The organism is Thalassospira xianhensis MCCC 1A02616, from assembly GCF_003326475.1.
Classification (GTDB): Bacteria; Pseudomonadota; Alphaproteobacteria; order Rhodospirillales; family Thalassospiraceae; genus Thalassospira; species Thalassospira xianhensis.
Map to the genome: position 1 here is coordinate 57,273 of NZ_JPWA01000024.1, position 23,646 is coordinate 80,918.

A 23,646-nucleotide genomic window follows, 5' to 3' on the forward strand; every position below is an offset into this window, starting at 1 on the left:
TTCATCAATTTGCGGTCTTTCCGGGGACTTCCAGTGACACTTCAATGAAATGGGTCATTTTGTCGAGCATGCTTACGAAGTCAGGGTTGAAGGTGCCGCGCCTTAGGCTGCCCGGTGATGCGGATTTTGCCAGATTGAGTTCACCGTAAACAGCATCGCTGCTGGTCTGGCATTTGCTGTTGGGGCTTTGTTCGTCGTAATGATCGCAACGACGGATGATGCCATCCATACCGTAATGGGGATTGTCGGGGCGCATGGTGATCGCGGTATGGGCATGGTTCAGGGTACGCCAGTCCGGATCGGCAGATTTGACAATGTCGACACCGTCGCACAACGGATGCTCTTCGATCAGGTGTTCTTCGCCCTGATACCAGATCAGGCGTTTGTTGTCGTTTGTGACCTTGCTGCAGAAGAAATCAGCGGCCAGCATGGGGTCAACAGTTCGGTCATCTGAACTGACCACCATGAAGACGGGAATATCGAACGCATCCATGGTACCGTCGCGATACGGTTCTGTCAGCAGATGGAACTCGGCCGCGGCATTCATTGCCATCGAACCATATTTGGCGGCGTCGCTATTTTCGCCCTGTCCAACCCAGCTCTGGACATAACGGGCATAGGGTGTCAGCCAAGCCTGATCGCTTTTGGCCGAAAAGCCGGGGGATAGCAAAACCATTGCTGCCATTCGTGGATCGCGGCGACGGGCGTCAAATTCCCGTCCGATCAGCGCTGCCCCCATCGAGTAGCCGATAGTGATGATATGATCGGTATCATCGGAGAAGCTATCCATGCCGTAGCGAACCGTTTCGATCCACTCTTCGTAAGTTACGTCCAAAAGATCGCCAGGTACCGTGCCATGCCCGGGAAGAAGGACGCCGTGGAAGGTTGCGCAGGGGAATTTGGATATTAGCGTATCTCGGATATCGGTCATTAGAAACGGGCTGTCTGTCAAGCCGTGCACCATCAGGAAACCAACGTCCATGCCGTGTGCTTTATCGTTTCCGGCAGCGTTGCAGGCAGCCTTATCGGGGCCTGTGGCAAAGGGGGCTCGCATTGCGACCACCTGATCAAGGTTGTATTGGCCAAATGGTGCAGCTTCCTGATCAAAGCGTTTGGATTTCAGGGCCGAACGAAGCTGTTCGCCGGTTTTTTTGACATAATCGTCAAACGGTTCGTTCGCCGCAGGCGCGCCGATGGCAAGACCGGATGGATCATGTTGCGGATCTTCAAAAAAGCATCCCGAAAGTGCGAGGGTCGCCGGAAGGGTAATCGCGACAAGTGTCGAACGCACAAGGCCGTTTACGGACATGGGATGCTTCCTTCCATCTTTTCTGTTTGCAGGCTTGTCCGATAAACTCTAACTCAGGCTGGATTATGACGCGACTAACAAAAAAAGCGGCCCGAAACGGACCGCTTTAAAGCAGGCTGGCAAATCAGGCACTTATTCCATGATTTCCCAGCTATGTGTGATTTCGGCAGCCTTCGACAGCATGATCGAGGCTGAACAATATTTTTCGGCTGACAGTTCAACCGCACGGGCCAGTTTGGCTTCGTTGAGGTTTTCACCCTTTGCCTTGAAATGCAGATGGATTTTCGTGAACACCTTGGGATCAGTTTCAGCGCGCTCGGCTTTGACATCTGCCTGAACATCAATGACCTTCTCGCGGCCTTTCTGGAGGATATGCACGACATCAATCGATGAACATCCTGCCAGCCCCAGAAGCAACATTTCCATCGGGCTCGGGCCAAAGCCGGTGTCCCTGTTGCCATCCATGACCACTCCGTGGCCAGATCCGCTGGTACCGGTGAAGGTCAGATTTTCAAGCCACTTTACGCGTGCTTCCATGATCGGGTTCCTTGTCTCGAGAATTGCATGCTTCATCGTCTAGCCTGCCTGACCGGTTCGCGCAAGCCGTGATCACATAAGGCAGTTACAGGTTGAAAAACATCTCGTGCAGGGGTGTAAAACTGTTATAGGAGTTTTTACCTTAACAAGAGATAATGTATGTCATTCCAGACCGTTATCGCCAAGGAGGGTAAATCATGACGCAGGATGCCGGACGCAGCAAAAGCCGTTTCATGATGGCCATGGAACATGTTTTGCGTGAAGTGAACCATGAAGTCATCAGCCCTGCGATCCCTGATATGAGCGTCGATACGGCCTTGCCGCTGATTATCAACGTCGCCAAGCTTCGCGCCGATTATCTCAAATATGCTTTCAAGCTCAGTGCGGATCGCAAGGATAATCACCCGACGGCCGAAGAACTGGCGAAGCTTAAGCATCTGCGCGAAAGCTATCAGGAAATGCTGGCAGCAGCCCGGGAACTCGAACATTGCATTGATCGGGGATACATTGATTTGCCGGTTGGAGATAAAAAATCCTGACTGATTGGCGCTGGCCGCATGAGCAGTCTTGTCATATACTTACGTATGTAATAAGAGCCTTGTAAAAGGTCTTCTAATGGGTCTGAATTTACAAAAGATCCAATGGTTTTGGGGCATTATAGATAACACGGGAAAGGGAGTGCGTCGCGAAGCGGCGCGTACGTGTAGTGTCAATTGCCCCGGACGTCGTCGCCACAGCAGCACTGGCGCGTGACGGCATTATATTTATCGGTTCGTCCGATCTTAAAATCGTTCATGCGAACCCGGTTGCGGTTAATCTTTTTAACGCATCGAAATCCGCGTTGCGTGACGGCACCGAAATCAAACAGTTCCTTGCATTTCTGGCGAAAAATGCTGAATTCGCCTCGGGTGATGGTGTTGGAGCCGTACGCGAGACGCTTGGCCTGATTTCCGAGAAAGCAGCCAAGGCGGATTTACCTGCGTTCCAGACGGGCGGCAAAAAAGTCACCTGGCGCAAGGCCGAAGGTCCCGAAGGTCTGACGGCTCTGGTCTTTCGCGAAGCGGGCAAGGCCGAGGAACTCGCCAGGGCTTTGTCCGATCACAAGATTTTCATCCAGCATCTGATCGACGTTCTGCCGATCCCGGTTTACCTTAAAAATCTGGATGGTGTGATTAACCGCTGCAATGAAGCGTTTGCGGAGTTGATTGGCCACGAACCCAAAAAGGTGATCGGTAGCAAACTTGCCGATGTCGCTTCCAAGCCCTTGGTCGCGCAGATTACCGATTACGAAGCACCGCTACTGATATCCGAAGGGCATGTGCGGCACGAAATCGATTTCGAAATGGATGGTGTTGAAAAATCTGCATTGTTCGCTGTTGCAAGTCTGAAAGGTCCAAGTGGTTCCATTGCCGGGACCATCGGTTCGCTGATTGATGTGACATCGCTGAAACGCGCGCAGGCCGAAGTGGCTGCCGCGGCGCAACGTTTGACGGGATTGCTTGAAAAAGCCCCTATTGGTGTTGGCATATCCAGCCGGGACGGTGGTGAGTTCCGGTTCTTCAACAAAATGTTCGGCAACCTTCTGGCATTGAACAGTGACGATACGATGCCAACCGATACTGTTCTTCTTTCGGAACGTTACCGTGAGAAAAGCCTGCGGGACATGGATATGCTCGGTGAATTGCAGGATGTTGAACTTCGTATTCGTCGCCCGGCGGATTCCGACGCAAGATGGCTTAAAACATCCATGGAGCCACTCACGTTCGAAGGACAGGAATCTGTTCTTTGGTGGCTAAGCGACATCACCAAGCAGAAACTCGCTGCGCGTGAGTTACAGAACAAGGCGAATAACGATGAACTGACCGGTCTGGCCAACCGGGCGCGCTATATGCAGAAGCTTTCGCAGTGCGAGACGGTTCTGCGCGGCACAAATACCGCGGCGTCGATCTTCCTGCTTGATCTGGATGGCTTTAAGGCGGTCAACGATACTTTGGGGCATGCCGCGGGTGACTGGGTTCTTGTCGAGACAGCGAAGCGTCTTAAACGGGTTGCACGTCGCGCGGAGGAAGTGGCTCGCCTAGGCGGGGACGAGTTCACCCTATTCTTCATTAACAAGGGTGGTGAAAGGGAAATGGCCACTCTGGCTGATGAGATCATCGCCGAGATTTCCAAACCCTATGTGTGGGAGGGAAATGCCTGTGATATCGGTGCATCTATCGGTTTTACCGTTTTTGATGCCGGTTATTGCGACATGAACGAACAATTGCGCCGTGCGGACAAGGCCATGTACGAGGCCAAGGCCGCAGGCAAGGGACAGGCATGTTTTTATCGGCCGGAACTTGAACCTGATCTGCATCGAGATGAGACTGCCTGACGCGGATGTCGGTAATAAGATTTTGTTTGGGGCGGGGGGGACTTGTTCATTCCGCCTCTTTCCTTTGTTGCCCGGTCGTGGTTGCCGGATCGATGCCCAGCGTATCCATCAGCGGACCAAGATATCGGGCGTACGGGTGCAAGGCACCGATGCTGCTGCGATAGATCGGTTGCCGAACCTGCAAGGTGCTGTGTGTCCGGATTTGGCGTCTGTTTTCATAGAATGTCAGACAGGCATCATCCCATGGAATCCCGTGAAAGTGATAAGGTGGCGGGCTTGTCCCTCAAGGTCATTGACGATGTCTTCGTAATCGACCTCTATAAAGCGATGAGCGGGTAGAATGTTTCGCCACTGGTCCATGAATTTCAGGTAGCTGTTGTAAAATGCGCCGAGTTCCATTTGGTGGTAGCTGAAATTCTGGGCACTTCCGAAACGTCGAGTGTAACAGGAAAAACAGGTATCCATCGCAGCGCGGCGGCAATGGATAATCCGGGGGTCCGGACGCATCAGCGCAATCAGACCCACCCGAGTGAAATTTGCAGGCATCTTGTCGATAATGCGTTTGACGGGCGTGCTTTTCATGGTGCCAGAACCAGCTTTGACCCTTGCCCGCACTTCTTTGCGATAGATGGTGCCGAGTGTCTGAATAAACGCGCCGCTGAATTTAAGAACCTCGTCACGAAGCTGGCCGTGTTTAACCTGATGTTCGATCAGGGCATCCTGATGATAACCAAGTGTGTCAAGTTCACCTGCTCCGTACATTTCCGGGTGAGATGCCAGAATTTGTTCGACCAGTGTCGTTCCGGATCGCGGCATACCGACGACGAAAACATGTTGTGGCAGATCACCCTTTTCATCCGGGGTTTGCAGATCGGAAAATGAAAGGCCGCCTTGGTAATGCCAAGGACGTTTTCGATGGTTTGCGGGGAATATTGAATGTTCCGACGCTTGATGCGGTTGCCGTCATTCAATGCTTTCATTGCGGCATCAATTTCGCCGTGTTCCATATGATTTTTGGCCAGACCAAACAGCAATAGTTCCTTTTGCCCGTCGGGAATGCTCTCAAAGGACCGTGATCTGGTTTTGTTGATCATTACCTGCCGGGACGGGTGGTCTGCCGAAGCTCTGTCGATCAGGGTCAGGCAATGCCATGCGCGGATATGGCCGGAATGCCGTGCAAGGACATCTTTGAATATCGCGCGTTTCAGAAATGGTCCCGCCTGTCGTGCCGTTATTGCCGGTCAGGAAAATGCCCATTTGCAGCAACAGTTTCGGATCAAGCGGTTTGCGTTTTAGCGCTTGGGTCAGAACGGTTTTTGCCGGTGCGGTATAGCCAGAATTGCTCAGAATGGCGGATAGATCGGTAAAGTAAACCGTTTGTGGATCAAAACTGCTGCACGCCTTTTCAAGATCACGAATCGCATCAAGGGCATTACCATCCTGATGATGCATCAGGGCACTGATATGAAGGGCCTCGGGCAGGTCGGGCTTCTCTTTCAGCAAGCGGTAACACAGCTTGCGTGCCTTTCGGCGATGTCCATTGGTCCACTGATTTTGGATTTCGGAGATGGTCTTGGTCGTCGTTGTCGTTGGGTGATGCTCTGCTATCCGATTTGACATCAGTTTTTCCGGGCTTGTGGGCAGGTGCTGTGTATAAACACGCTTGCTGACGGAAAAACTGGCGGTCGGGATAAAACAAAAGCGACAAACAAAAACGCCCGGCACATGGCCGGGCGTTTCGTGTTCGATGGTCCTTTCTGGTGAAAGGATCAGCCGCTGTAGTACATGTCGAATTCGACCGGGTGCGGCGACTGTTCGAAGCGGATAACTTCTTCCATTTTCAGAGCGATGTATGCGTCGATCAGGTCGTCGCTCATCACATCGCCTTTTTTCAGGAAGTCGCGGTCTGCGTCGAGGCTGTCAAGTGCTTCATGGAGCGAACGGCAAACGGTCGGGACTTCTTTGAGCTCTTCCGGCGGAAGGTCATAGAGGTTTTTGTCCATTGCATCGCCCGGGTGGATCTTGTTCTCGATGCCGTCAAGGCCAGCCATCAGCATTGCGGTGAATGCGAGATACGGGTTGGCAAGCGGATCAGGGAAGCGGATCTCGACGCGCTTGCCCTTCGGTGAAGCGGTATACGGGATACGGCAGGAAGCCGAACGGTTGCGAGCCGAGTAAGCCAGAAGAACCGGTGCTTCGAAGCCCGGGACCAGACGCTTGTAGGAGTTGGTCGTCGGGTTGGTGAAAGCATTCAGTGCTTTGGCGTGCTTGATGATGCCGCCGATATAGTACAGGGCGGTGTCAGACAGGTCAGCATAACCGTTACCTGCGAACAGCGGCTTGCCTTCGTGCCAGATCGACTGGTGGGTATGCATGCCCGAACCGTTGTCACCGAAGACCGGCTTCGGCATGAAGGTTGCGGTTTTGCCATACTGGTGTGCAACCATGTGGATGCAGTATTTGTAAATCTGAACGGCGTCGGCATGCTCGATCAGGGTGCCGAATGCGATACCCAGTTCGTGCTGCGACGGTGCAACTTCGTGGTGGTGCTTTTCGCAACGCACGCCCATTTCGTTGATATAGTTGACCATTTCGGCACGGATGTCGTTGGCCGAGTCAACAGGCTGTACCGGGAAGTAGCCGCCCTTCGGACCCGGACGGTGGCCGCGGTTGCCGCCTTCGAATTCGGTACCGGTGTTGTAGGGACCTTCTTCGGAGTCCAGCTGATAGCCCATGCCTTCGCCAGCGGTGGTCCAGCGAACGTCGTCAAACATGAAAAATTCCGGCTCTGCGCCGAAATATGCGGTGTCGCCGATACCAGCGGATTTCATGTATGCGAGTGCGCGTTTCGCGGTCGAACGCGGGCAACGCTCGTAACCCTGGCCGGTGGCCGGTTCGATAACGTCGCAAACGATGATCAGGGTCGGCTGTGCGGTGAACGGGTCAACAACAGCAGTCGAGGGATCCGGCATCAGGATCATGTCGGATTCGTTGATTTCTTTCCAGCCAGCGATCGACGAACCATCGAACATGATGCCGTCAACAAAAACGTCTTCGTCGATCGTGCAGATGTCCTGCGCGGTGTGCTGCCATTTACCTTTGGTATCGGTAAAGCGCAGATCGACAAACTGGATGCCTTTTTCTTTGATAAGCTTAAGTACAGAAGCAGCGTCAGACATGATGCAACCCTTTAAAACTCAAAATTAGTGACCGTACGATGTTCAATGTCAGGTAACAGACCGATTAGATCGCGTCGTTGCCCCGTTCACCGGTACGAATGCGGATCGTGTCCTCAAGCGAGGAAACGAAGATTTTACCGTCACCGATACGACCGGTATGAGCGGCTTGCTGGATTGCCTCAATCGCACGCTCGACAAGCGTGTCCTCAACGACGATTTCCAACTTTACCTTCGGCAGAAAGTCCACGACATATTCGGCGCCGCGATACAGCTCCGTATGGCCTTTCTGTCGGCCGAAGCCTTTAGCTTCGGTAACGGTAATCCCTTTGAGGCCAATCTCCTGAAGGGCCTCTTTGACCTCGTCAAGCTTGAATGGCTTGATGATGGCTTCAATCTTTTTCATTAAGCGCCCTCTGCTTTTTGCGAGAGTTGCGTAGAACTCGGAAAGCTCAATTGCTTTGCCGCGTCAATTGCACGGGCCGTGCCAGTTTTGGCCCGCACGATCATTCTAAGGAGTCTCTGCGCGAAAACCCAGCAAAACCCATGAAACTTTTAAGATTTTCTTGAATGCATGTGGTCGACTTTTAGGCATAATGTTTAAAATTTATGCAGATGGTCTGCGCTTGCCGCATTCAATGTAGCTACGATCTATCCGTGCTTGCCTGATCAGCCTGCATCATGCGACAGAAAATACCGAAAACACGGACTATGACGGTTAAGGATGGATCATATAATCTGTCTGCCATCAGGCACATTAAGTAAAAGACCGGTTGCCACCGACCGGTATTAATATATAGAGAAGGACGCCTCATGACCGAATTTGTCGGCAATCCTCTTTTCGCTTCGGGCGGTATCACTATTTTTGAAGTGATGAATGAACTGGCCCAGAAACACAATGCCATCAATCTGGGGCAGGGAGCACCCGATACGGATGGTCCGGCCGACATTCGTGAAGCCGCCGCAAGGGCAATGATGGAACTGTCGAACCAGTATCCGCCACTGGCCGGCGTGCCAGAGCTGCTTCAGGCGGTTGCTGATCATAACAAGCGATTTTACGACATCGAAGTCGATCCCAGGAAAGAGGTTCTTGTTGCCGTTGGGGCGACTGAGGCCCTGGCGGATGTTATCCTTGGTCTTGTGGCGCCAGGTGATGAGGTCATCCTGATCGAACCGCTTTATGACAGTTACCTTCCGATGGTGAAGCTGGCGGGGGGGATTCCCAAACTGGTGCGGGTCACTCCGCCAAGTTGGGACTTGCCGCGCGAAGAACTGGCAGCGGCGTTTTCAGATAAAACCAAGCTGATCCTGATTAACTCGCCGCAGAACCCATGTTCAAAGGTCTATGGCGATGATGAGCTGCAATTCATTGCGAATCTATGCATCAAACACGATGTCATCGCGCTGTGTGACGAAGTTTATGAACATCTGGTCTTTGATGGGCGAAGACACCGTCCGCTGATGACCTTCCCCGGTATGCGTGATCGCACGGTGCGGATCGGGTCGGCAGGTAAGACATTTTCGCTTACGGGGTGGAAGATTGGTTACATCACCGCCTGCGCAGGGTTGATGGAGCCGATCAAAAAAGCCCACCAGTTCCTTGTTTTCACTGTGCCGCCGGGGCTGCAGCATGGTGTGGCCTATGGCCTGAACAAGGGCGATGATTATTTCGAAGGCTTTACGGCCGAAATGCAGGCAAAGCGCGATTTTCTGATGAAGGGGCTGAAGGAGGTCGGTTTTGGTGTTCTGGACTCTCAGGGCACTTATTTCATCACCTGTGATTTCCGTACGCTTGGCTATGATTGCGACGATGTCGAGTTTTGCCAGATCATGATCAAGGAGGCCGGTGTTGTCGCAATTCCGGTTTCGGCTTTCTATCAGGGCAAGGATGGCGGCGTTCGCAATTTTGTACGTTTTTGCTTCTGCAAGGAAGAAGCAAAAATGTCCGAGGCCATCGGACGGATGAAGAAGGCGTTTGCAAAATAATTTAACGCTTTGCAATCAGGAAAAACAGGCCAGCAATTGCTGGCCTGTTTGGTTTGTGTTTTGTGCCCTGCCAAAGATGTTCAGGCGGTTTGCAATATACTTTGACCTTGCACAGGCAGTCCCGCTGCTTGCCAGTCCTGTTTGCCTTCGTGGTAATCACAAACATTGCTGTAACCAAGACGGGTCAGCGTTTCTGCTGCAAGGCCGGAATTGCGGCATGGCCCGCTGGCACAATAAACCACGATCGGTGATGTTTTATCAGGCAGTACCTGTGTGGCGATCTCCGCGATCAGATCGTGTGGAATATTGATCGCGCCCGGCAAATGCGCATCAAGATAATATTTCGCCGGAAGCGCCTCGATCAGAGTTGGAGCATCCGGACCAGCAAGGGCGGCTTTAAGTTCATCGCGGGTGATTTTAACAACCATCTGTCATCTCCAGTATGGGACGGGGTGTTTGATGGCTTGATTATTGATGTGCTATTTTGCGAAGTAAATTTGTGATAAAGCGCATATGATGTGTGAAAAAGCGAAAGATGATTGTGATGCTGGAGTGGGATGATTTGCGGCTGGTGCTGGCTGTGGCAAGGGCACGTAGTGTGACGCAGGCCGCGCGCCAAACCAGACTGCACCATTCAACCCTGTTTCGCCGTCTTGCGGATATCGAAATGCGGTTGGGCAATAAACTGTTCGAGCGCAATCAGGGTGACTATCAGCCGACTAATGCCGGGCAGGTGGCGATTGAAACCGCCGAAAAGCTGGAAGGTGAACTGTCGGTCTTGTCGCGCAAGCTGGCAGGAACGGATATCCGCCCCAGCGGTACGGTTAGGCTGACGACCACCGATACTCTGCTTCATGCCATTCTGGCCCCGGATATTGCTGCGTTTGGCGCGGCCTTTCCCGAAATCACGGTGCAGGTCGTTACCGATAACCGTTTTTACGATTTGAACCGGCACGACGCCGATATTGCCATCCGCCCGGCGAACGCACCGGACGGTAGCCTCGTCGGGCGGAGAATCGGTGTAATCGCATCGGTGATCTGCGGATCGGATATTTTTGACGATCACGAAAACGCACCCTGGATCACTTGTGATGAAAGTCTGGCGCATATCGCTGCCGCCCGATGGCGCGATAAAAACTTCGCGGATAGCCGGGTGGCATTACGCAGCAATTCGCTTTTGAATGTCGCACGTCTTGTTGATAGCGGCGCGGGCGTAGCCGTTTTGCCGTATTTTCTGGCGCGTGCTTTCGCCAATATCCAGGTGCTGGGTAAACCGATCAACGGACTGGATAATGATCTATGGGTTTTGATCCATCATGACTTGCTGGCCTTGCCGCGTATTCGCGCATTCAATGAATTCATGTTTGCACGATTGAAGGCCAAATCAGCACTGTTTGCCGGTGTTGCATGAACAAGCTGCTCGTTATCTTCGGCGCAAATAGCATTCCTGCGGTTGAATTCTGCCTTCAGGCGGGGAACCGCATAATCGACAAAGGTGCGCACACGCGGCGTGGATAGGCGTCCCTCGGGTATGACAAGATGAACCGGGATGGGTGGTTCTTCATCATCGGGCAGTAATATCCGCAATTCGCCCCGTTCGACATGTTCAGCAATCTGATAGGAATATGCCCGCGTAACCCCTTTTCCTTCCACGGCAGAGGGTAGGGTGCCCGCGATGCCGTTGGCGATCAGGCGGGGTGTGAAACGCACGACCCGTGGCGCACGGTCGGCAGTTCTTGAGGGGAAGGACCACCCGGTTTCGCCTAACTGGGAATTGGCAATGAATCGATGGCCGGCCAAATCCGTGATCTCGCGGATCGGTGGGCTGTTATCCAGATAAGACGGCGAAGCACACAGCAGGCGTCTGACCTCACCGACGCGGATGGCTATCATACTGGAGTCAGTCAGGTGGGCGATGCGCAATCCCACATCAATGCCTTCGTCAACAAGACTGACAATCCGATCAAGCAGCAAAAGCTTTGCCCGAACCGTTGGATGCAGGTCAAGATAATCATCAAGTATCCGGCGCAGGATGCCAGCCCCACTGGTGATAGGGGCAGTTACGGTCAACAGGCCGCGTGGTGCCTTTGTCTCGCTTTCTGCCAGAAGGTCGGCTTCTTCGATATCAGTGAGGATGCGACGGCATGCAGCGGCATAGCGTTCACCCGCCTCGCTAAGACGAAGGGCACGCGTAGAACGGTGCAGCAATTGCACACCGATGTGACTTTCCAGAAATGTCAAAGCCCGCGTGACCGCAGCCGGGGATCTGCCAAGCTTTCGTGCCGCCGCGGCAAGACTGCCTTCATCAAGGGCGGTGATGAAAACCTTCATTGCATCAATGCGATCCATTGTTCGTTCCTAAAATCGAAAGACTGAATTGCATTTTTCGCTAATTCCATCGAATAGCGCAATTAATTAAACCATTGGTAACGCTGTTGCCCAATGGGCGAATTCAAATTGCCTGAACGAAAAGTATGGCTGTGATGCCTGCATTGTTCAGTTTTGTAAGGAATGAAGTCATGAGTAACGAACAGAAAGTTGCCATCATAACCGGTGCTTCCCAAGGCATTGGTGCCGGTGTTGTCAAAACTTATCGCGAACTGGGATATGCGGTCGTTGCCAACTCTCGCAACATCGCGACTAGTGCGGATAACGATGTCGTAACTGTCGCCGGTGATATCAGTGACCCCGTGATTGCGGCAAAGATTGTTGAAACTGCCGAAGATCGTTTTGGGCGGATTGATACCCTGATCAATAATGCGGGCATTTTTATCAGCAAGCCGTTTCATGAATATTCTGCCGAAGATTTCGAGAATGTTCTGCGGGTGAATGTTGCTGGGTTTTTCCACATTACGCAGCGCGTTATTCCCCTGATGCTCCGTCAGGGACGCGGTCATATCGTCCAGATTACAACTGGTTTGGTCCATCAGGCTTTGGCGGGGGTGCCATCCGGTTTGGCGACCCTTACAAAGGGCGGGTTGGACTCGGTAACCCGCGGGCTTGCGATTGAGTACGCCAAGCAGGGTGTTCGTGTGAACGCCATTGCGCCGGGTATCATCAAAACACCGATGCATGCACCCGAACATTTCGAATTCTTCGCAGGCCTTCATCCGATGGGACGAATGGGCGAGGTTGAAAACATTGCTGATGCTGTTCGTTATCTCGAACTGGCCGACTTCGTTACCGGTGAAACCCTGAATGTCGATGGTGGTCAGCACGCCGGTCGCTGGTAATTCCGATGTTGATCCTAATTGTTGAGCCGGGCCAATGCCCAAGGAGAACAAGATGCCTTATGTGAATATCAAGATCACCCGTGAGGGAACCACCACGGGAGAAACCAGCACCACGGTCAAAGAAAAGCAGGCCCTGATAAAGGGGGTTAGCGACCTTTTGTTCGAGGTTCTGGGCAAACCGCATAACAGCACCTTCGTTGTCATCGACGAGGTCGAGACAGATAACTGGGGCGTTGGCGGCATTCCGGTTACCGAGCATCGAAAACAGGCTGCGGTAAAGACCGGCTGAAACCGGTTTCAAGCCAAATACAAGGACAAAGGGCGCAGCCAAATAGCTGCGCCCTTTTCTTTGTCTTCTTTTCGGTAGGTATCAGGAACTGACCATTTCCCAGCTTCCGGTACGTGCAGAACGGTTCAGGGCATCGAGAATTTGCATATTGGCGATGGCGTCCTCAATCGGGTAATCGACCGGGCTTTCGCCATTAAAGATCGCCGTCGCATTTTCGCCCTGCAGGGTATAATGGTTGCAAACCGGGAATTTGATTTCGCGTGCTTCGTCAAAGCCGGGCTGCTTCTGCGTGCCGACCCGAATCAGTGCCGGATTTTCCGGAATCGGATTGAACGGCATGATGATTTCAATGCGTCCTTCGGTGCCTAGTATATGAACGCGCTGCACCGCAGCCGACTGTGTGCCGCAAACAAAACTTGCCTGAACGCCGCTTCCGAAATCGAGCATGCCCGAAACAAGCCGGTCGGTGCCGAATTTCGGATCCTTGTCCATCAGGGAAACCACACGGACCGGTTCCTTGCCGGTGATGTAGCGCGGGCCGACGATGCAGTAACAGCCGATATCAAGCAAACCGCCGCCGCCGATATCCTTCTTGTTGCGCACATTATTCGGATCGGCATTGAAATAGGTAAAAATGCTTTGCACTGTGGTGATCGTGCCGATCTGACCGCTTTCGACAAGCCGACGTGCTTCCTGCCATTGCGGATGATGACGAACCATAAAGGCCTCAAGCACGTGTTTGCCGCTTTTGTCGCGGGCTGCGATCAGGCGTTTGGCATCTTCGGTATCCAGTCCGATCGGCTTCTCGCACAATACGTGTTTTCCGGCTTCCAGTGCCTTGATCGTCCATTCAACATGCAAATGGTTGGGCAGTGGATTATAAATCGCCTCGATTGATGGATCGGCCAGCAGTTCCTCATAGGAGCCATAGGCGCGCGGAATGCGCAGGTTTTGGGCGGTTTCGCGCGTTTTTTCAAGATCACGCCCGGCAATGGCAAGGATTTCAAGCTTGTCGCTCTCCTGCATGGCCGGAATGACTTTTTCCGTGCCGATCTTTGCCGTACTGATGACGCCCCACTTCATTCCGATACTCCGTATTGTTTTCTCTTTGTGGCGCACATGACGGTTCAGGCCGGTGCGCCGTGTTAATTTCGCCCGGAATGGCGGGCGTGTTCAAGATATTGAATTGATTTAATTAGGCCACTTGCCCGATCATGCAAGATGTTCAAACGGATGGGATGCCTGTTCGGTCGGATTGGATGGAATGATATACCCGATGTAAAACCCGCAGTCCCCCGAATTGCGCGACTTTGCGAAGTTCCGGGGAAAACAGGGCAAAAAAGTAAAAATATGCGCTTGACGTCCGGGGCTCCCGGCGATAAAAACCGCGCCACACGACGGCGGGTGTAGCTCAGGTGGTTAGAGCACCAGATTGTGGCTCTGGGGGCCGTGGGTTCAAGTCCCATCACTCGCCCCATGTGAAAAGGTCAGGCAGAAATGCCTGGCCTTTTGTCTTTCTGGCCGCTTTCCAATTCCAAAATCGGGACTGATCTGCTAGTTAGCCTGTGCGCTCGCGCCCATTCGTTTGTTCCGGTTCCGAGGAGGTCGCCCCCATGTCCGCAAATTCAGTAAATCGCATTACCCTTCGCCGCCCCGATGACTGGCATTTGCATCTGCGCGATGGCGCGATGCTTGAAGGGGTTATTGGCGAAACCAGCGAACATTTTGCGCGTGCGATCATCATGCCGAACCTTGTGCCGCCGGTGGTCAAGACCGCGGATGCGATTGCCTATCGTGACCGGATTAACGCGGTCATCCCGCAGGGGCACGATTTTACGCCGCTGATGACGCTTTATCTGACCGAGGGTAGCAATCCCGACGATGTCGAAGAAGGGTATCGAAATGGCGTGATCACGGCGTTGAAGCTGTATCCGGCCGGGGCAACCACCAACTCGGCAAGTGGTGTGCGCGATTTCGACAAGGCGATGCCGGTGCTGGAACGCATGGCAAGCCTTGGTATTCCTCTTTGCGTGCACGGCGAAGTTACAGACCCTGAAATAGATATTTTCGACCGCGAGGCGGTGTTTATCGACCGCGTTCTTGATCCGTTGCGCACGCGTTTGCCGGAACTGCGCGTGATTATGGAACACATCACGACGGAAGACGGCGTTGAATATGTCAAAGCCAATGACAAGAACCTTGGTGCGACGATCACCACCCATCATCTGATCATCAACCGCAATGCCATTCTGGTCGGCGGTATTCATCCGCATTTCTATTGCCTGCCGGTGGCCAAGCGCGAAAAACATCGTCAGGCACTGCGCAAGGCGGCTACCAGCGGCGATGTCCGCTTTTTCCTGGGCACGGACTCTGCGCCACATACCGATGACCGCAAGGAAAGCGCATGTGGTTGCGCCGGTATCTTTACCGCCAATAATACTGTCCAGCTTCTGGCGCATGTGTTCGAGGAAGAAGGGGCACTTGACAAGCTTGAGGGCTTTGCCTCGGTTAACGGTCCGCAATTCTATGGACTGCCGTTGAATGGCGACAAGATCACGCTGGAAAAGCGCAGTGAGGCGGCCACATTTCCGTCCAAGATTGATACCGGTGATGGTCCGGTAACAGTGTTTGATCCGGGTTTCCCGATTTATTGGCACTATGCGTAAGGAATAGGCCTTGTTGTCGTATCTGCATGGCTTCGCGCGATACGACCCTATGGCAAATAGCCAACGGGAGGACGCGTGTGAGCATTCCTGATCTTGCTGAAATTTACCGCGGATACATTGATTGTCTGAACCGTCAGGATTGGGACAATCTTGGCACATTTGTTAACGATGATGTGCAGTACAATGGCGAATATGTTGGGTTGTCCGGGTATCGGGCAATGCTTGAACGTGATTTCCGAGAGATCCCGGATCTTTGGTTCAATATCAAATTTTTGGTGTCTGATGAAAAGCGTGTTGGCAGTCGCCTTGACTTCCACTGTTCTCCCCAGGGAAAATTCCTTGGCGTTAACGTGAACGGGAAAAGAATTTCATTTTCGGAGAATGTTTTTTACGAGTTCCGGGACGGAAAAATTCTTGATGTCTGGTCGGTTATCGATAAGGCCGCTGTCGAGGCCCAGCTTTAATCTAATCCCGTGCCGAGCTATTTGGGCACGAATTCAGCCACTGATATCCAAATGATTGGTGGCGCTGCCCAGTCCGAGAGACATGCGATAACTTTCGGCCGCCGCAATGGCCTGCGTTGCGATCATCGCACTGATATTACGTGAGGCACCCTGCGCAACATTGAAGTCGGCCGATGATGTTCCGGGCATGGAGGCGGCGCGCGATATGGCGGCCTGATTGGCAATCGCCGCAATCCCGTCAAGGCCCTGAAGCGGGTGAATGCTAACCTTGCCTCCGGTGGCATAAAGTCGCCCGTCGGGACCGGCGGTATAGCTGTAACTGATCATCCCGGCATTCGCACCAGCAAGGGTCTGATGGCTCTCTTCCTCTGTCCGGACATTGGCGTCCCGTGCCTGCAATTCACGTACAATCTCTCGTTCCCGGTCGGTCAGAAGGGCCGGATTGCTTGTTGGTGGGCGGGAACTTTCGGGTATCTCCTCGCGGGCTTCGCGTTGTTGGGCGGCATTGCTTCGGGTATCGGAGGGAGATGCGCCGGGCAGAGTGCGCGGATCAAGCTGCTGAATAATGGTAACGATTGATGCCGTGAAGTTAACCGGTGCGGAAGGCTGACTGGCTACCGGATCGGATGCCTGTGCCTGTACGCCAGAGGCAGGGCCATTGATCGGGCGAATTGAAACAGCTACAGGTCTTGACTGTGACACAGCAAAATTGTCACCGGCGGGATCCGAACTCGACGGTTGTTGTTGCCCGGAGCCGGGCAGGGCACGTGCGGCAATGACTTGCCCCAGTTGCCCGCCACTGCCGGGTATAAGCTGAATTGCACCGGCCTGTGTCATACAGTCATTATATATCAACCGTTGGTTAAGTATACAAAATTGGCTGTTCTGCCATCACGGCAGTTTGATGTGACCTTTAAGGGGTGATCGACCATAGAATACAGAACATGGATGGCGCTGGGGAAATGATAACTTGAAACGTTTATGGGGGCTGGCCGTAATTGGGCTTTGGGCAATTTTACCGCCGGAGGCAATTGCCGCACCGGATGGCGATCTGTGGCCTGACTGGCAGACCCATGAGGATTCAAACGAAACAGAGATTGATCATTCTGACTGGCAGACGGTTCTTGATCATCATTTGATTGTGGTTTCGTCGGGTGTCACCAAGTTTGATTACGCCGGAGCCAAATCATCAAGTCGTGCAAAAATTTCAGATTACCTTGCCGCAATGCAATCCATTGAAATCGATGGATACAGCCGCGAACAGCAAATGGCATTCTGGATCAATCTTTACAATGCGCAAACCGTTGCGGTGGTCCTGGATCATTATCCGGTCGACAGTATTCGCGACATAAATATTTCGCCTGGCTGGTTTTCGGTGGGGCCATGGGACAAAAAATTTCTGCTGATCGAAGGACGGTCACTGAGCCTGAATGATATTGAGCATCGCATCCTGCGTCCGATCTGGCAGGACCCCCGCATTCACTATGTGCTTAACTGCGCCTCAATCGGTTGTCCTGCACTGGCGGCGTCGGCCTTTGACGGCAGCCGGATAGAAGAACAGCTTGATAAGGCTGCTTTGGCGTTCATCCGGGATGAACGTGCGGTACGAGTGGCAGAAGATGGATCAGAGGTAGAGTTTTCATCGCTTTTTGACTGGTATCGATCCGATTTTGGCAAAAGCGACGCTGCATTTTCCGATCATCTGGCGCGCTATGCCGGACTGGAATTCGCAACATGGCTGAGTGTCCACGGCGATGATTTACCAATCAGCAGCTATCATTACGACTGGTCATTGAACGACAGCGGTTCATAAGTCGGGTGCGTTCAAGCAGCATCCGGGCGGAGGCCGGTCATTCGCCAGTCATGGGGGGCTGCGCCACTGCTGCGAACCCGAATAGGGCGCAATGGCAGACGGTTTTGCAAAACCTGATCAATCGTGTGACGAACGTCACTGGCAGAAATGCCATCATAGCGCATTAATGTCTGGACGATCGGATCGTCCAGCATTTCGTCGATGGTCAGTTCCTGATCCACATATTTCATTGCTCGCATCCCATTCATATCGTTGCGCTCACAGTAAGGCGATTGAAAATCATTCGCAACAATTAAGTTGTGTCCATTATCTTTTTTCATCTTTTCGCTGCAATAGCGTTGTGCTGCGTCAAAGCCCGCCGGGCGGTTTTGCGCTAAAAAACTGCTTTTCATTTGATGAGACGTTCCGCCGATGGCTGACTACAGCCTGCAGCGTTTATTTTTCAGCTATTTTCTTGATTCTCGTGTTTCCTGGCTCTAACGCTGTCAGTTGGCTTCAATGTCCGATAAAGCCCAAAAACTGTGGCAAGAATAGGCTGGGAAGATGACACGTCCGGGATTTCGTGAATTTGCGCTGCTGTTTTTGCTGGCGCTGATGTGGGGCAGTTCGTTTACCTTCATCAAGATCGGTGTGCATGCCTATTCGCCGCTGGTGGTTGCGGCCGGGCGATTGGCTGTTGCCGCACTGGTGCTATGGGCGTTTGCTTTTATCCGCAAAAGCGATCTTCCCAAGGGACGGCGCGCGTGGTGGTCGACCTTCTTTGTCGCGTTGCTGGGGAATTCTGTTCCTTTTTTCCTGATAAGTTATGGCGAAACGGAAATCGATGCTGGGCTGGCGGCAATTCTGATGTCTGTTGTGCCGCTGACGACGGTGGCGCTGGCGCATTTCGTGACGAATGATGAAAAGCTTTCGACGGGCAAGGCGCTCGGCGTGGTGCTTGGCACTATCGGTGTGATTGTTCTGGTTGGACCGGAAACCCTGACGGGGCTTGGCGGGCAGCTTGTTTTTCAGCTTGCGGTTCTGATCGCAGCCGTGTGCTACGCGATTTCATCACTGGTGGCGCGTAATCTGCGCGATCAGCCGCGCGTCGGATCTGCGGCGGTGATCCTGACTTTTGCCGCAGTGATGCTGGCACCCTTTGCGCTGTTTGTTGATCAGCCCTGGAATATGGGGTGGGATGTCGATGGCGCGCTTTCGATCCTGTATCTGGGGATTTTCCCGACTGGTATTGCCATGTTCTTGATCCTGTATCTGATTGCGCGTGCCGGAGCGAGCTTTGTGGTGTTTAACAATTACCTTGTGCCTGCAGTCGGTGTGATGGTCGGTTTTCTTGTGCTTCGGGAAGTGCCTCAGCCCACCAGCGTCATCGCGCTTGGCGTTATTCTGGCCGGTATCGCCGTTTCGCAGATACGTTTCGGGTGCAAACCGGTCAGGGATAGCAACGTTGCCGAAATGGAATGTGACCCCGTAACCCCGATCATGACCGCACCCGACAGCAAAAAGTAGCGCTCTGGCAGGGCAATTTTGCGCAAAATACGATTATTTCCGTCGTTTGTGCCTAATGCCGGGGCGGGCGGATTTGTCAATATTGTTTGTGCCGGACAAACCTGATACTTTCCGGCTCACTGGTCAGGCATATGTCCATATGTCACGCCGATTGAAGCATTTCTGATCAAGCGTTTAAGAGGTCACGGCTTTTGTCCACCAAAGAGACCAATCCAGATAGCCGCGATATTATCCCGGTATCCATCGAACAAGAAATGCGCCGCAGCTATCTCGATTACGCGATGAGCGTGATCGTCAGCCGTGCGCTGCCCGACGTCCGCGACGGTTTGAAGCCGGTGCATCGCCGCATCCTTTATGCGATGCATGAAAACGGCTTTGAATGGAACAAGCCATTCCGCAAATCCGCCCGTGTGGTCGGGGATGTGATGGGTAAATACCACCCGCATGGCGACAGCGCGATTTACGACGCGATGGTTCGCATGGCGCAGGGATTCTCCATGCGCCTGCCGTTGATTGACGGGCAGGGCAACTTCGGCTCGATGGACGGCGATAAGGCCGCTGCCATGCGTTACACCGAAGCCCGCATGGCAAAATCAGCCCATTATCTGCTCGACGATATCGATAAGGAAACCATCGATTTCCGCGACAACTACGACGAAACCACCAAGGAGCCATCGGTTCTGCCGGCACGTTTTCCCAACATGCTGGTCAATGGGGCGGGCGGTATTGCGGTCGGTATGGCCACCAATATTCCGCCGCACAACCTTGGCGAAGTTATCGATGGCTGCATGGCCTATGTCGATAACCCGGCCATCACCGTCGAAGGTTTGATGGAATTCGTGCATGGTCCGGATTTTCCTACCGGTGCACTGATCCTTGGCCGTTCGGGTATTCATTCGGCCTTTAAAACCGGTCGTGGTTCTGTCGTCATGCGGGCACGTACCCATGTCGAGGAAATCCGCGCCAACCGTGAAGCCATCATTGTTACCGAAGTTCCCTTCCAGGTGAACAAGGCAACCCTGATGGAAAAGATCGCCGAACTGGTCCGTGACAAGAAGATCGAAGGCATTTCCGATCTGCGTGACGAGTCTGACCGTTCAGGCGTTCGCATGGTTATCGAGATCAAGCGCGATGCGGTTGCCGATGTTGTTCTGAACCAGCTGTTCCGCTTTACCGCGCTTCAGACGTCGTTTGGCGTCAATATGCTGGCGCTGAACCGTGGCAAGCCGGAATTGATGAACCTGAAAGAAATCATTCAGGCCTTTGTCGAATTCCGCGAAGAAGTCATCACACGCCGGACCATTCACCTGCTGAAAAAGGCACGTGAACGTGCCCATCTTGTGGTTGGTCTTGGCATTGCGGTTGCCAATATTGATGAAGTCATCCGTTTGATTCGTGCCGCAGCTGACCCGCAGATTGCGCGCGAGCAACTGATGGAACGCAGCTGGCCGGCGGGCGATATTGTTCCGCTGATCGAACTGATCGCTGATCCGAACCAGGTTGGTTCGGACGATGGCAATTACAAGCTTTCTGAAGCACAGGCGCGCGCAATCCTTGAACTGCGTCTGCATCGCCTGACCGGTCTGGAACGTGATAAAATCGCGTCCGAATTGACCGAATTGGGCGAGAAGATCAAAGATTTCCTTGATATCCTTGGTTCACGCGAACGCAAGATGATCATCCTGAAGGATGAGCTGACGGAAATGCGGAACGAGTTCGCCAATGAACGTCGCAGTGAAATCCTTGAAGCCGAGTTCGAACACGACATCGAAGACCTGATTGCCCGTGAAGATATGGTCGTGACCGTATCGCACACCGGCTATATCCAGCGTGTTCCGCTGTCGACCTACCGTGCACAGCGTCGCGGCGGCAAAGGCCGTTCGGGCATGGCAACGCGCGAAGAGGATTTCGTATCCAAACTGTTCGTCGCCAACACCCACACCCCGGTTCTGTTCTTCAGTTCCGAGGGGATGGTCTACAAGATGAAAGTCTGGCGCCTGCCGCTGGGCACGCCGCAATCGCGAGGCAAGGCGCTTGTGAACCTGCTGCCGCTGTCGGAGGGCGAATATATCACAACGGTTCTGCCGCTTCCCGACGAGGAAGAATGGCCGAACCTGCATGTGATGTTTGCTACCTCGACAGGTAACGTCCGTCGTAACAGCCTTGCCGATTTCGTGAATGTGAAATCGAACGGCAAGATCGCCATGAAGCTTGAAGAAGATCGTGGTGACAAGCTGATCGCGGTTCAGACCTGTACCGATGACGACGACATTCTGCTGACGACCCGTCTGGGTAAATGCATTCGTTTCCGTGTCGGGGACGTTCGTGTCTTTACCGGTCGTAACTCGGTCGGTGTGCGTGGTATTCGTCTGGCGGACGAGGACGCGGTCATCGCGATGTCTGTCCTGTTTGGCAATCATGCCTCGATGGAAGAACGTGACGAGTATCTTTCGATCGCAAGCAAACTACGCCGCGAGGAAATCTCGGCCGATGATGCTTTGCCGTTGGAAATCCTCTCGCAGGAGCGTTACGACGAACTTCTCGCTGGTGATCAGCTGATTCTTTCGGTTACCGAAAACGGTTATGGCAAACGTACGTCTGCTTATGAATACCGTGTGACGGGCCGTGGTGGTCAGGGCTTTGCCAATATCGAGATGTCGGAACGTAACGGCAATGTCGCCGCGTCCTTCGTGATCGAGGAAGGCGACGAGTTGATGATGGTCACCAATGGTGGCAAGGTCATCCGTATGCCGACACACGATATCCGCATAGCCGGGCGCAAGACACAGGGGGTTACCCTGTTCCGCACGGCTGAAGACGAACAGGTTGTTGCTGTCGAACGTCTGTCCAATCTGGGTGACAATGGTGATGAAGAGCTTGATGGCGAAGAAGGTGCAGAAGGCATCGAAATCGCATCAGGTGATGATGCACCGGTCGTTGCCGAAGATAGCAGCGAGGCAGTGGAAGCCGGTTCTGACGACACCGACGAATAAAACGGAAGATCAATGAACGAACAGTCTTCAAACGCCTCGCGTATCGGGATTTATCCGGGCACGTTTGACCCGGTGACCCAGGGGCATATGGACATTATTCGTCGCGCGACCCGCATCGTTGACAAGCTTATTGTCGGCGTTGCGGTCAATGCGGGAAAGGGCCCGATGTTTGGGGTCGAAGAACGTTGCGCACTGGTCGAAGAGGCTCTTAAGGCTGCGGGTGGCGAAGTTGCTGCCCGCACCATCGTAAAGCCGTTCGGATCGCTCCTGATGCAGTTTGCCCAGGAAAACGGGTCAAGCATCATCATTCGTGGCCTGCGGGCCGTTTCGGATTTCGAATATGAATTCCAGATGGCCGGAATGAATGCCCGTCTTGCCCCGAAGGTCGAGACGGTCTTTTTAATGGCGTCGGACAAACAGCAATTCGTATCCTCACGCTTTGTGAAGGAAATTGCTCGTCTGGGCGGTAATGTTACAGAATTTGTGCCGGCAAACGTGCTGAAGCGACTGCACGAAAAGCTGGCCGAAGAAAAGGAATAGCGCACCCATGCGTTTTATTCGTCTCGCATCTCTTTTTGTACTCGTATTAGGAATAGTGACCATGTCGAACGGTGGAATCGGCGGCGGTGCTCAGGCCCAGTCGGCCGATGCATCGCAGGATCTGGAAAATACCCTGTATCTGGATCTTGAAGCAGGTCGCGTTGTGATCAAGCTGCGCCCGGATCTGGCGCCCAAACATGTCGAGCGTATCAAAGAACTGACCCGCGAAGGTTTCTATGATGGCCTGACCTTCCATCGTGTGATCGAAGGTTTTATGGCGCAGGGCGGTGACCCCAAGGGCGATGGTACCGGTGGTTCCGGTCAGAAACTTCCGGCGGAGTTTTCAAACGAGCATCACGTGCGTGGTACGGTTTCGATGGCACGTTCCGCCAATCCGAACAGTGCTGATTCGCAGTTTTTCATCGTCTTTGCCGACGCGCCGCATCTTGATGGACAATATACCATCTGGGGGCAGGTCGTATCGGGCATGGAATATGTTGATGGTCTGAAGCGTGGTGCACCCTGGGCCAATGGCCGGGTTGCAGACCCGGATCATATTGTAAAAATGCAGGTCGCGGCAGACGCGCAATAAGCGCCTTGAGCCACATAATGCAACCGAAAGCCGTCCTTGGTCAGGGCGGCTTTCGCGTTTTGGGGCCAGAAAACGTAAAAACCCGGAAAATATGGAAAACAGGTGTTGACCGCAGCCGCCAGTCCCATTAAAACGCGCTTCACCAACGTTGAGGGCCCGTAGCTCAGT

Annotated in this window: 27 protein-coding genes and 1 tRNA gene; 15 read left to right on the forward strand and 13 right to left on the reverse strand. The window is 53.3% G+C overall.

All coding sequences use genetic code 11. From position 1 onward, the window contains the following. Positions 1 to 4: 4 nt before the first annotated feature. Together TH5_RS17650 and TH5_RS17655 are read right to left on the reverse strand one after the other, a co-directional pair. Positions 5 to 1,309, reverse strand: a complete 1,305-nt coding sequence (locus TH5_RS17650; RefSeq protein ID WP_114122953.1) for an alpha/beta hydrolase — start codon at positions 1,307 to 1,309, stop codon at positions 5 to 7. A 132-nt stretch (positions 1,310 to 1,441) separates the two neighbouring features. After that, complete coding sequence (locus tag TH5_RS17655; RefSeq protein WP_062959424.1) at positions 1,442 to 1,846, reverse strand: OsmC family protein; 405 nt, start codon at positions 1,844 to 1,846, stop codon at positions 1,442 to 1,444. Between the two features lie 197 nt (positions 1,847 to 2,043). Between TH5_RS17655 and TH5_RS17660 the strand changes: the two genes are divergently transcribed. Further along, on the forward strand, positions 2,044 to 2,385 hold the full coding sequence (locus TH5_RS17660) for a hypothetical protein (protein WP_062952150.1): 342 nt from the start codon (positions 2,044 to 2,046) through the stop codon (positions 2,383 to 2,385). A gap of 167 nt (positions 2,386 to 2,552) precedes the next feature. After that, complete coding sequence (locus tag TH5_RS17665) at positions 2,553 to 4,220, forward strand: sensor domain-containing protein (protein ID WP_244204963.1); 1,668 nt, start codon at positions 2,553 to 2,555, stop codon at positions 4,218 to 4,220. 46 nt (positions 4,221 to 4,266) lie between these two features. Here TH5_RS17665 and TH5_RS25645 read toward each other — a convergent pair whose 3' ends face one another. Next, positions 4,267 to 4,404, reverse strand: a complete 138-nt coding sequence (locus TH5_RS25645) for a hypothetical protein (protein ID WP_167443585.1) — start codon at positions 4,402 to 4,404, stop codon at positions 4,267 to 4,269. A 41-nt stretch (positions 4,405 to 4,445) separates the two neighbouring features. Next, complete coding sequence (locus TH5_RS17670) at positions 4,446 to 5,153, reverse strand: sulfotransferase family protein (protein WP_341866620.1); 708 nt, start codon at positions 5,151 to 5,153, stop codon at positions 4,446 to 4,448. On the opposite strand from TH5_RS17670, the gene TH5_RS25650 reads away from it, so the two are divergent. Beyond that, positions 5,099 to 5,257 (forward strand): hypothetical protein, encoded by a 159-nt coding sequence (locus TH5_RS25650; RefSeq protein WP_167443586.1) that lies wholly within the window; start codon positions 5,099 to 5,101, stop codon positions 5,255 to 5,257. The genes TH5_RS17670 and TH5_RS25650 overlap by 55 nt on opposite strands. A gap of 25 nt (positions 5,258 to 5,282) precedes the next feature. Here TH5_RS25650 and TH5_RS17675 read toward each other — a convergent pair whose 3' ends face one another. The 3 genes from TH5_RS17675 to TH5_RS17685 all read right to left on the reverse strand — a co-directional run bounded on the left by TH5_RS17675 (position 5,283) and on the right by TH5_RS17685 (position 7,802). Next, positions 5,283 to 5,840, reverse strand: a complete 558-nt coding sequence (locus TH5_RS17675) for a tetratricopeptide repeat protein (protein ID WP_147250130.1) — start codon at positions 5,838 to 5,840, stop codon at positions 5,283 to 5,285. A 149-nt stretch (positions 5,841 to 5,989) separates the two neighbouring features. Further along, positions 5,990 to 7,399: a type I glutamate--ammonia ligase gene (gene glnA, locus TH5_RS17680; RefSeq protein ID WP_062952153.1), complete on the reverse strand. Its 1,410-nt coding sequence runs from the start codon at positions 7,397 to 7,399 to the stop codon at positions 5,990 to 5,992. Between the two features lie 64 nt (positions 7,400 to 7,463). Then, entirely contained in the window at positions 7,464 to 7,802 is a 339-nt protein-coding gene (locus TH5_RS17685; protein WP_114122957.1) for a P-II family nitrogen regulator, read from the reverse strand. Between the two features lie 407 nt (positions 7,803 to 8,209). Here TH5_RS17685 and TH5_RS17690 point away from each other — a divergent pair, with 407 nt between their 5' ends. Continuing rightward, a complete protein-coding gene (locus TH5_RS17690; protein ID WP_114122958.1) occupies positions 8,210 to 9,382 on the forward strand; it encodes an aminotransferase in 1,173 nt (390 codons plus the stop codon). 80 nt (positions 9,383 to 9,462) lie between these two features. Here TH5_RS17690 and TH5_RS17695 read toward each other — a convergent pair whose 3' ends face one another. Beyond that, positions 9,463 to 9,810, reverse strand: a complete 348-nt coding sequence (locus tag TH5_RS17695; protein WP_114122959.1) for a rhodanese-like domain-containing protein — start codon at positions 9,808 to 9,810, stop codon at positions 9,463 to 9,465. A gap of 92 nt (positions 9,811 to 9,902) precedes the next feature. On the opposite strand from TH5_RS17695, the gene TH5_RS17700 reads away from it, so the two are divergent. Next, on the forward strand, positions 9,903 to 10,793 hold the full coding sequence (locus TH5_RS17700; RefSeq protein WP_114122960.1) for a LysR family transcriptional regulator: 891 nt from the start codon (positions 9,903 to 9,905) through the stop codon (positions 10,791 to 10,793). Here TH5_RS17700 and TH5_RS17705 read toward each other — a convergent pair. After that, positions 10,697 to 11,731 carry a LysR family transcriptional regulator gene (locus TH5_RS17705; protein WP_114122961.1) on the reverse strand — a complete coding sequence of 345 codons (1,035 nt, stop codon included), beginning with the start codon at positions 11,729 to 11,731 and terminating at the stop codon, positions 10,697 to 10,699. The two genes, TH5_RS17700 and TH5_RS17705, sit on opposite strands and share 97 nt — an antisense overlap. Positions 11,732 to 11,901: 170 nt before the next feature. On the opposite strand from TH5_RS17705, the gene TH5_RS17710 reads away from it, so the two are divergent. Further along, complete coding sequence (locus TH5_RS17710; RefSeq protein WP_114122977.1) at positions 11,902 to 12,615, forward strand: SDR family NAD(P)-dependent oxidoreductase; 714 nt, start codon at positions 11,902 to 11,904, stop codon at positions 12,613 to 12,615. Between the two features lie 52 nt (positions 12,616 to 12,667). Next, entirely contained in the window at positions 12,668 to 12,904 is a 237-nt protein-coding gene (locus tag TH5_RS17715; RefSeq protein WP_114122978.1) for a tautomerase family protein, read from the forward strand. A gap of 81 nt (positions 12,905 to 12,985) precedes the next feature. Here TH5_RS17715 and TH5_RS17720 read toward each other — a convergent pair whose 3' ends face one another. Further along, positions 12,986 to 13,987 (reverse strand): Gfo/Idh/MocA family protein, encoded by a 1,002-nt coding sequence (locus tag TH5_RS17720; protein WP_114122962.1) that lies wholly within the window; start codon positions 13,985 to 13,987, stop codon positions 12,986 to 12,988. 317 nt (positions 13,988 to 14,304) lie between these two features. Here TH5_RS17720 and TH5_RS17725 point away from each other — a divergent pair. The 3 genes from TH5_RS17725 (at position 14,305) to TH5_RS17735 (ending at position 16,034) form a co-directional block, all read left to right on the forward strand. Then, positions 14,305 to 14,381 (forward strand) — tRNA-His (locus TH5_RS17725). Positions 14,382 to 14,517: 136 nt separating this feature from the next. After that, positions 14,518 to 15,570: a dihydroorotase gene (gene pyrC / locus TH5_RS17730; RefSeq protein WP_114122963.1), complete on the forward strand. Its 1,053-nt coding sequence runs from the start codon at positions 14,518 to 14,520 to the stop codon at positions 15,568 to 15,570. A 77-nt stretch (positions 15,571 to 15,647) separates the two neighbouring features. Continuing rightward, positions 15,648 to 16,034 (forward strand): ester cyclase, encoded by a 387-nt coding sequence (locus TH5_RS17735; protein WP_114122964.1) that lies wholly within the window; start codon positions 15,648 to 15,650, stop codon positions 16,032 to 16,034. A gap of 33 nt (positions 16,035 to 16,067) precedes the next feature. Here the strand turns inward: TH5_RS17735 and TH5_RS17740 are convergent, their stop codons facing one another. Then, positions 16,068 to 16,871: a putative metalloprotease CJM1_0395 family protein gene (locus tag TH5_RS17740; RefSeq protein ID WP_114122965.1), complete on the reverse strand. Its 804-nt coding sequence runs from the start codon at positions 16,869 to 16,871 to the stop codon at positions 16,068 to 16,070. A 133-nt stretch (positions 16,872 to 17,004) separates the two neighbouring features. Between TH5_RS17740 and TH5_RS17745 the strand changes: the two genes are divergently transcribed. Next, positions 17,005 to 17,847 (forward strand): DUF547 domain-containing protein, encoded by an 843-nt coding sequence (locus TH5_RS17745; RefSeq protein WP_114122966.1) that lies wholly within the window; start codon positions 17,005 to 17,007, stop codon positions 17,845 to 17,847. An 11-nt stretch (positions 17,848 to 17,858) separates the two neighbouring features. Here TH5_RS17745 and TH5_RS17750 read toward each other — a convergent pair whose 3' ends face one another. Beyond that, positions 17,859 to 18,239 carry a hypothetical protein gene (locus tag TH5_RS17750; RefSeq protein WP_114122967.1) on the reverse strand — a complete coding sequence of 127 codons (381 nt, stop codon included), beginning with the start codon at positions 18,237 to 18,239 and terminating at the stop codon, positions 17,859 to 17,861. 151 nt (positions 18,240 to 18,390) lie between these two features. On the opposite strand from TH5_RS17750, the gene TH5_RS17755 reads away from it, so the two are divergent. The 4 genes from TH5_RS17755 to TH5_RS17770 all read left to right on the forward strand — a co-directional run bounded on the left by TH5_RS17755 (position 18,391) and on the right by TH5_RS17770 (position 23,478). Next, on the forward strand, positions 18,391 to 19,353 hold the full coding sequence (locus TH5_RS17755) for a DMT family transporter (protein ID WP_114122968.1): 963 nt from the start codon (positions 18,391 to 18,393) through the stop codon (positions 19,351 to 19,353). Between the two features lie 191 nt (positions 19,354 to 19,544). Next, positions 19,545 to 22,346 (forward strand): DNA gyrase subunit A, encoded by a 2,802-nt coding sequence (gyrA, locus tag TH5_RS17760; RefSeq protein ID WP_114122969.1) that lies wholly within the window; start codon positions 19,545 to 19,547, stop codon positions 22,344 to 22,346. Between the two features lie 12 nt (positions 22,347 to 22,358). After that, positions 22,359 to 22,886 (forward strand): pantetheine-phosphate adenylyltransferase, encoded by a 528-nt coding sequence (gene coaD / locus TH5_RS17765; RefSeq protein WP_007091878.1) that lies wholly within the window; start codon positions 22,359 to 22,361, stop codon positions 22,884 to 22,886. Between the two features lie 61 nt (positions 22,887 to 22,947). Continuing rightward, complete coding sequence (locus TH5_RS17770) at positions 22,948 to 23,478, forward strand: peptidylprolyl isomerase (protein ID WP_062959412.1); 531 nt, start codon at positions 22,948 to 22,950, stop codon at positions 23,476 to 23,478. Here TH5_RS17770 and TH5_RS25905 read toward each other — a convergent pair. Then, on the reverse strand, positions 23,439 to 23,646 hold a 208-nt coding region (locus tag TH5_RS25905), incomplete at its 5' end, for a hypothetical protein (protein ID WP_208638480.1). The genes TH5_RS17770 and TH5_RS25905 overlap by 40 nt on opposite strands.

What these genes read in the sequence shown, in the direction of transcription:
- TH5_RS17650 (WP_114122953.1), bottom strand. Translation starts at nt 1,309, where the DNA reads ATGTCCGTAAACGGCCTTGTGCGTTCGACACTTGTCGCGATTACCCTT.
- TH5_RS17655 (WP_062959424.1), bottom strand. Translation starts at nt 1,846, where the DNA reads ATGGAAGCACGCGTAAAGTGGCTTGAAAATCTGACCTTCACCGGTACC.
- TH5_RS17660 (WP_062952150.1), top strand. Translation starts at nt 2,044, where the DNA reads ATGACGCAGGATGCCGGACGCAGCAAAAGCCGTTTCATGATGGCCATG.
- TH5_RS25650 (WP_167443586.1), top strand. Translation starts at nt 5,099, where the DNA reads ATGAAAGGCCGCCTTGGTAATGCCAAGGACGTTTTCGATGGTTTGCGG.
- TH5_RS17675 (WP_147250130.1), bottom strand. Translation starts at nt 5,840, where the DNA reads ATGTCAAATCGGATAGCAGAGCATCACCCAACGACAACGACGACCAAG.
- glnA (WP_062952153.1), bottom strand. Translation starts at nt 7,399, where the DNA reads ATGTCTGACGCTGCTTCTGTACTTAAGCTTATCAAAGAAAAAGGCATC.
- TH5_RS17685 (WP_114122957.1), bottom strand. Translation starts at nt 7,802, where the DNA reads ATGAAAAAGATTGAAGCCATCATCAAGCCATTCAAGCTTGACGAGGTC.
- TH5_RS17690 (WP_114122958.1), top strand. Translation starts at nt 8,210, where the DNA reads ATGACCGAATTTGTCGGCAATCCTCTTTTCGCTTCGGGCGGTATCACT.
- TH5_RS17695 (WP_114122959.1), bottom strand. Translation starts at nt 9,810, where the DNA reads ATGGTTGTTAAAATCACCCGCGATGAACTTAAAGCCGCCCTTGCTGGT.
- TH5_RS17705 (WP_114122961.1), bottom strand. Translation starts at nt 11,731, where the DNA reads ATGGATCGCATTGATGCAATGAAGGTTTTCATCACCGCCCTTGATGAA.
- TH5_RS17710 (WP_114122977.1), top strand. Translation starts at nt 11,902, where the DNA reads ATGAGTAACGAACAGAAAGTTGCCATCATAACCGGTGCTTCCCAAGGC.
- TH5_RS17715 (WP_114122978.1), top strand. Translation starts at nt 12,668, where the DNA reads ATGCCTTATGTGAATATCAAGATCACCCGTGAGGGAACCACCACGGGA.
- TH5_RS17720 (WP_114122962.1), bottom strand. Translation starts at nt 13,987, where the DNA reads ATGAAGTGGGGCGTCATCAGTACGGCAAAGATCGGCACGGAAAAAGTC.
- pyrC (WP_114122963.1), top strand. Translation starts at nt 14,518, where the DNA reads ATGTCCGCAAATTCAGTAAATCGCATTACCCTTCGCCGCCCCGATGAC.
- TH5_RS17740 (WP_114122965.1), bottom strand. Translation starts at nt 16,871, where the DNA reads ATGACACAGGCCGGTGCAATTCAGCTTATACCCGGCAGTGGCGGGCAA.
- TH5_RS17750 (WP_114122967.1), bottom strand. Translation starts at nt 18,239, where the DNA reads ATGAAAAGCAGTTTTTTAGCGCAAAACCGCCCGGCGGGCTTTGACGCA.
- TH5_RS17755 (WP_114122968.1), top strand. Translation starts at nt 18,391, where the DNA reads ATGACACGTCCGGGATTTCGTGAATTTGCGCTGCTGTTTTTGCTGGCG.
- coaD (WP_007091878.1), top strand. Translation starts at nt 22,359, where the DNA reads ATGAACGAACAGTCTTCAAACGCCTCGCGTATCGGGATTTATCCGGGC.
- TH5_RS17770 (WP_062959412.1), top strand. Translation starts at nt 22,948, where the DNA reads ATGTCGAACGGTGGAATCGGCGGCGGTGCTCAGGCCCAGTCGGCCGAT.